The 6,442-nt window shown below is 66.3% G+C and carries 6 protein-coding genes and 1 pseudogene; all 7 read right to left on the bottom strand.

Translation table 11 applies throughout. The features are described from left to right. A pseudogene (locus tag JHD07_RS29355) lies at positions 1–266 on the bottom strand (peptidase S41); the annotation flags it as partial. Next, a complete protein-coding gene (locus JHD07_RS29360) occupies positions 263–1,612 on the bottom strand; it encodes a peptidoglycan DD-metalloendopeptidase family protein (protein ID WP_291628504.1) in 1,350 nt (449 codons plus the stop codon). The gene JHD07_RS29360 and the pseudogene JHD07_RS29355, both read right to left, overlap by 4 nt. A gap of 29 nt (positions 1,613–1,641) precedes the next feature. Further along, the gene (rlmH, locus tag JHD07_RS29365; protein WP_291628506.1) at positions 1,642–2,124 is read right to left on the bottom strand and encodes a 23S rRNA (pseudouridine(1915)-N(3))-methyltransferase RlmH; all 483 of its coding nucleotides are present in this window, start codon (positions 2,122–2,124) and stop codon (positions 1,642–1,644) included. A gap of 110 nt (positions 2,125–2,234) precedes the next feature. Beyond that, on the bottom strand, positions 2,235–2,606 hold the full coding sequence (gene rsfS, locus JHD07_RS29370; protein WP_291628508.1) for a ribosome silencing factor: 372 nt from the start codon (positions 2,604–2,606) through the stop codon (positions 2,235–2,237). A 238-nt stretch (positions 2,607–2,844) separates the two neighbouring features. After that, on the bottom strand, positions 2,845–3,489 hold the full coding sequence (locus JHD07_RS29375; RefSeq protein WP_291628511.1) for a nicotinate-nucleotide adenylyltransferase: 645 nt from the start codon (positions 3,487–3,489) through the stop codon (positions 2,845–2,847). A gap of 20 nt (positions 3,490–3,509) precedes the next feature. Then, positions 3,510–4,805, bottom strand: a complete 1,296-nt coding sequence (locus JHD07_RS29380) for a glutamate-5-semialdehyde dehydrogenase (protein ID WP_291628513.1) — start codon at positions 4,803–4,805, stop codon at positions 3,510–3,512. A gap of 220 nt (positions 4,806–5,025) precedes the next feature. Further along, positions 5,026–6,147 (bottom strand): glutamate 5-kinase, encoded by a 1,122-nt coding sequence (gene proB, locus JHD07_RS29385; RefSeq protein ID WP_291628515.1) that lies wholly within the window; start codon positions 6,145–6,147, stop codon positions 5,026–5,028. Positions 6,148–6,442: the final 295 nt, after the last annotated feature.

Genomic DNA, 6,442 nt, shown 5'->3' on the forward strand with positions numbered 1-6,442 from the left:
GCGTCCATGTAGCTCGAATGCGGATCGAGGCCGGTGAGCATGCCGCTGATCGCGGATTCGATCAGCTTGGTGTCGTCGGGCTTCTCGACATAGTCGGAGCGCACGCGCTCGAACACGTCGCCGAACAGATTGAGCTGGCGATAGGTGTCCGCGGTGGCGGCTCGCGCGCTGGAGCCCATGAACACCGCGCGCGGCTGGGTCACGAACAGCGTCAGCGCAGCACCGGTGGCGGCGCTGAGGAGGATTACTGAAGTCTTGCGCATCATCCGCGAACCTTCTCGCCTTCATTTGCGGCCCACCATGGGCCTGGATCGATTGGAGTGCCGTCTTTGCGGAACTCGACATACAGCACAGGTTGACTCGCGTTCGTGGCGAGAATGGAGGCGACTTGAGAGGTCGACCCCATGGTCGCGACCGGTTCACCCGTGAGCACAAACTGTCCGATGTTGACCGAAATGCGCTCCATCCCGGCGATCAGGACATGATACCCGCCACCGGCATTGAGGATCAAGAGTTGTCCATAGCTGCGGAAGGGGCCGGCATAGACCACCCAGCCGTCACACGGCGTTGTGACCTGGGAGCCGGGCTTGGTCGCCAGCGAGATGCCCTTCTGGACCCCGCCGGCCCCGTCGGAACCGCCGAAATCCCTGATCTTGTTACCGTTAACCGGAAGCGGCAGGAGGCCCTTGGCCGAGGCGAAGGCGATCGCCGGGGTGGTGCGGGACTTGTCCTTGAAGGCGCCCGGGCCCGACTTGGCGGTGACGTTGGCGCTGGCCGCCGCCTTGGCCTCGGCCTGCCTTGCCGCCTCGGCTGCCTTCTCCGCAGCCTTGGCGGCGCTTTGCAGGTCCTGCTCCATCTTGGCGATCAGCCCCTGGAGATCGCCGACCTGCTTTGAAAGCGCGATGGCGCGCGATCTCTCGGCGTCGAGGTCCTTTTCGCGGGACGCCTGCTGGCGCTGACGCTCGTCGACCAGGGCGGTGAGCCGGGTCTGGTCGCTCCTGACCTTGTCGCGGTCGGAGGCGAGCTGGTCGCGCTCGGTTGCGATGGTCTTGCGCAGCGCCACGAGCTCGCCGAGCTCGCCTGCGATCTTCTCGGCGCGGCCGCGCAATTCCGGCACCACGGCGCCGAGCAGCATTGCGGTGCGGAGCGATTGCAGCGCGTCTTCGGGCCGCACCAGCAGCGCCGGCGGCGTGCGCCGTCCGGCGCGCTGCAAAGCCGCCAGCACCTCGACGATGTCGGCACGGCGCGAATCGAGCGAGGCGCGCACCTGCTGCTCGCGGCCGTTCAGCGCGCGCAGCCGCGCTTCGGCCTCCTCGATCTTGGTCTCCACATTGCGGACATTGGCCGCTGTCTCGATCAGCTGCTGGTTGAGCTGGGTGCGGTCCTGGCCGAGTGCGGTGATCTCGGCCTTGAGCTTGGCCTGCGCTTCTTCCGCGCTTTTCTGCCTCGCGCGCGCGGCTTCGAGCTCCTGCTCGCGTTGCTTGATCGCCTCGGGCGAGACCGCTGCCGCCTGCGGCGATGCCGTCTGAGCTTGCGCGAGGCTTTCTTCGGCGAAGAGGCTTGCGCCTGCAAAGCTTGCGATCAGCAACAGGTTGAGGAGCGGCGCTCGCATCGTGTCGGCAAAATTGCTCGTTGCGCGCATCACGCGCGGTGATAGGGGTGGCCGGCCAGAATGGTGGCGGCCCGGTAAAGCTGTTCCAGAAGCATGACGCGGACCATTTGGTGCGGCCAGGTCGCAGAGCCGAACGCGATCGCGAGCTTGGCCTTACGGCGCAATTCGGGCGAAAGTCCGTCCGCCCCTCCGATCACGAAGATAGTATGTCCGGCACCCTCGTCGCGCCAGCGCGCCAGATGCCGTGCGAATACGGTGGATTCCAGGTTCTGGCCGCGCTCGTCCAGCGCCACCAGGATCGCCTTGTCGGAAATATGCGCCGCGATCGCCGCGGCCTCTTCGGCCATTCGCGTTGCGGTGTCGCGCGCGCGGCTTTCGGCAACTTCGTGGACACTGAGCCCGCGGAATCCAAGTTTGCCGGCGGCTTCGGCAAACCGCTCGAAATAGCGGTCGGCAAGCTCCCGTTCGGGGCCCTGCTTCAACCGGCCCACCGCAATGACGGCAACACGCATGATATCTTCAGGTCTGATATCTTCAGGGTTGCCCTTTCAAGACCGCGCGCGACGAGAGGGCGCGCGACGCTAGCATGCGCGTCAGCCGATTCGAAATCGGCTTTCCTGGCCTAGATCGCCTTCGCCGCGACCGCCTTCGCCGCCCCTGGGCCCTGCGTGTACAATCGCTCGAGATTGTAGAACTCGCGGACCTCGGGTCTGAACACGTGCACGATCACGTCGCCGGAATCGATCAGCACCCAGTCGCAATTGGGCAAGCCCTCGACATGGATGTTCTTGATGCCGTTTTCCTTGAGGCTTTTCGTGACGTTTTCCGCGATCGCGCCGACGTGCCGGTTCACCCGGCCGGTGGTGACGATCATGTAGTCGGAGTACGCCGATTTGCCGCGAAGGTCGATGGTGACCGTCTCTTCCGCCTTCATATCCTCGAGGCGGGAGAGGATCAGGCTCAGCGTCTTGTCGGCGTCGGGTTGCGCCTCCAAGGCCGCAGCTTTGGTCGATGTTTTACGCGCCGGCTTGGCAACCTTGGGTAAAACAGGCTTCGTCGAAGCTGACTTCGTCGAAGTTGACTTGGACAATACAGATGCGGTCAGGGACCATTCCTTTCACTGTATCGCGCACGCCGAATCCGGCGCTCGCTGGTTACACTACATCATGTGGGGTTAAGGGTTTCAATATGCCAGAGAGCCCGAAACCCCCACCATGTCCGCACAGATCGTCTCACTTCGTACCTTTCCAGCTCCCGTCCGGGTTCCGTAAACCCGTCGAGGAGAGGTTCAGCTTCAATCCGGTCAGGAACACCCAGGCGGGTGCCGGCCGCTCTGCAAGCAGGGCAGCCTTGTTCTCGGGCAGACGGTAGCGCGATAGCGCCTGGGCGGCTGGGGAGGCGAGGGCGCGAAAGCTCTGCGGCGGCCGATCGATCACGGCCATCGGAACCTGGGCGGCGATGCGCCGCCAGTCCTGCCACCGGTGGAATTGAGCGAGATTGTCGGCGCCCATGATCCAGACAAAGCGCAAGCCGTGGAAGCGGCGGCGCAGGATGTTGATCGTGTCGATAGTGTAGCGGGTGCGAATGACGGATTCGAGACAGCTCACCTCGATGCGCGGATCGTCGGCAACCTCGCGCGCGGCCTGCATGCGCGCGCCGAGGTCTTGCAGCGTCCCGTTTTCCTTGAGCGGATTGCCGGGGGTTACCAGCCACCAGACGCGATCGAGCTGCAATCGCTCGATCGCGAAGCGGCTGATGGCACGATGCGCCTGATGCGGCGGATTGAACGAGCCGCCGAGCAAGCCGATGCGCATGCCCGGCGTCGAGGGCGGAACCGCTTGCGCCACGAAACGCGGCACGACGAAATTGTTGCTCAATGCCCCGCGCCTCGCGACGTCTACGGCCGAGTCTGCCCGGTGCCGCGGACGCGATATTTGAAGCTCGTCAACTGTTCGGCGCCGACCGGGCCGCGGGCATGAAACCGGCCGGTGGCAATCCCGATCTCGGCGCCGAAACCGAATTCGCCGCCGTCGGCGAACTGCGTCGAGGCGTTGTGCAGGACGATCGCCGAATCGACCTCGCTCAGGAACTTGTTCGCCGCACGTTCGTCCGCGCTGACGATCGCGTCGGTGTGATGCGAGCCGTGGTTCTGGATGTGCGCGATCGCGCCGTCGACGCCGTCCACCACCTTCGCCGCGATGATCGCGTCGAGATATTCGGTGTCCCAATCTTCCTCGCTGGCGGGTTTTACGCGCGCGTCCGTCTTCTGGACCGCCTCGTCGCCGCGCACCTCGCAGCCGGCCTCCAGCAGCATCTCGACCAGCGGCTTCAGGTTATTGCCGGCGGCGGCACGATCGACCAGCAGCGTCTCGGCCGCTCCGCAGACGCCGGTGCGTCGCATCTTGGCATTGAGCACGATCGACTTCGCCATAGCGAGGTCGGCGCTGGCATCGACATAGACGTGGTTGACGCCTTCGAGATGCGCGAAGACAGGCACGCGCGCCTCCTGCTCGACGCGCGCGACGAGGCTCTTGCCCCCGCGCGGCACGATCACGTCGATGGCGCCGTTCAGGCCTGACAGCATCATGCCGACCGCGGCGCGGTCGCGCGTCGGGACCAGCGTGATCGCAGCCTCGGGCAGGCCCGCTTCGCGCAGGCCCTGCACCAGGCACTCATGGATGGCGCGGCAGGAGCGGAAGCTGTCCGAGCCGCCGCGCAGGATCACGGCATTGCCCGACTTCAGGCAGAGCACGCCGGCGTCCGCGGCAACGTTTGGACGGCTCTCGAAAATCACGCCGACCACGCCGAGCGGCACACGCACGCGCTCGATGGTCATACCGTTCGGCCGCTGCCAGCTCTCGGTGACGATGCCGATCGGATCGGCAATGCCGCGGACGGTGGCGATGCCCTCGGCCATTCCTTCGATCCGCGCCGGCGTCAGCGTCAGGCGGTCAATGAAGGAGGAGGTGGCGTTGCCGGAGGCGCGGGCTTCCGCGACGTCCTCGGCATTGGCGGCGAGAATCGCGGCCGCATGGGAGCGAATCGCCCGCTCCATGGCCTCCAGCGCCCGGTTCTTCTGCTCCGGCGGCGCCAGCGCCAGCACGCGCGCGGCAGCGCGGGCACGGGCTCCGAGATCGGACATCAGCGCCTGAAGATCGGCATTGCCGTCGACGGCTTTGAGGGGGGCGGCCATGGGGGTTCAACCTTCTGCTAAGGCGGTGTCCTAGCACGGAAATCCCGCTTTTGCGAAGGGGCGGGGAGGAATGGCAGGGGCCCGCCTGCGCCGGCTGCTGGTCAGTCTCTCGTCATTCCGGGGCGATGCGGAGCATCGAACCCGGAATCTCGAGACTCCCGGTGCGCAATTGCACACCTGGGGACTGGTCCTCCGAACCACCCCGGAATGACGGAAGGCCTCACCCGCCCACCACCAGATCGTCCCGGTGGATCATCTCCGAGCGGCCGCTGATGCCGAGGATGGCCATCACGTCAGGCGAGGAGCGGCCCTTGATCCGCTCGGCGACCTCGGCGTCGTAGGCGATCAGGCCGCGGCCGACCTCGCTGCTGTCGGGGCCGCGCACGATGACGGCATCGCCGCGTGCGAACTGGCCCTCGATCTTGATCACGCCGGCCGGCAGCAGGCTGGCGCCGGCGCGCAGCGCCGTCACGGCCCCGGCATCGATGGTCAGCGTGCCCTTCGGCTCCAGCGTACCCGCGATCCAGCGTTTGCGCGAAGTGATGGGGTTGGCGGGCGTCAGGAACCAGGTGCAGCGGCCGCCGTCGGCGACCGCCTGAAGGGGATGCTCGATCTTGCCGGAGGCGATCAGCATGTGGGTGCCGCCCGTCGTCGCGATCTTGGCCGCCTCGACCTTGGTGCGCATGCCGCCGCGCGACAGCTCGGACTCGGCATCGCCGGCCACCGCCTCGATCTCCGAGGAAATGCTCTCGACCACCGGAATGAGCTTCGCGTCGGGATTGTTCTTCGGCGGGGCGTCGTAGAGGCCGTCGATGTCGGACAGCAGCACCAGCAAGTCGGCACTCGCCATGGTCGCGACGCGCGCGGCGAGGCGGTCGTTGTCGCCGTAGCGGATCTCGTTGGTTGCCACCGTGTCGTTCTCGTTGATCACCGGGATGGCGCGCCATTCCAGCAGCTTGCCGATGGTGGAGCGCGCATTGAGATAGCGGCGGCGCTCCTCGGTGTCCTGCAGCGTCACCAGGATCTGACCGGCGCCGATGCCGTGCGCGCCCAGCACCTCCGACCAGATCCGCGCCAGCGCGATCTGGCCGACGGCGGCGGCAGCCTGGCTCTCTTCCAGCTTCAGCGGGCCGCGCGGTAGCTTGAGCCGGCTGCGGCCGAGCGCGATCGAGCCGGAGGAGACGACGAGGACGTCGCGTCCTTCCTTGTGCAGCTTGGCCATGTCGTCGGCCAGCGCAGCCAGCCAGGATGCACGCACCTCGCCTTTGTCGGAATCGACCAGCAGTGCGGAGCCGACCTTGACGACGATGCGGCGGAATTGGCTGAGTTCGGGGCTGGCCATGTCTCTACGTGGGGGCGCTGGATGCGAAGACGGCGAAGCGACAGGCGGCGCCGACGAGCCCTGCTTTTGCAGCAGGACGATGCCCTGCGCAAGGCAGCCGGGATGGTAAACGGCGCATGTCGGCCTTGTGTCGGCCGTCCGCCTGGCTCTAATGGCGGCAACGATAAACGGGCCGAAAGAGGAAACGAATGGATCGCCGCAAATTCATGGCCGGATGTTTCGGCCTGCCCCTGCTGGCGCCGGCGGGCGGGGGGCAAGCTCAGGCCGGACTCACGAAGATCATCTTTCCCTTCGC

The organism is Bradyrhizobium sp. (genome assembly GCF_016462955.1).
GTDB lineage: Bacteria > Pseudomonadota > Alphaproteobacteria > Rhizobiales > Xanthobacteraceae > Bradyrhizobium.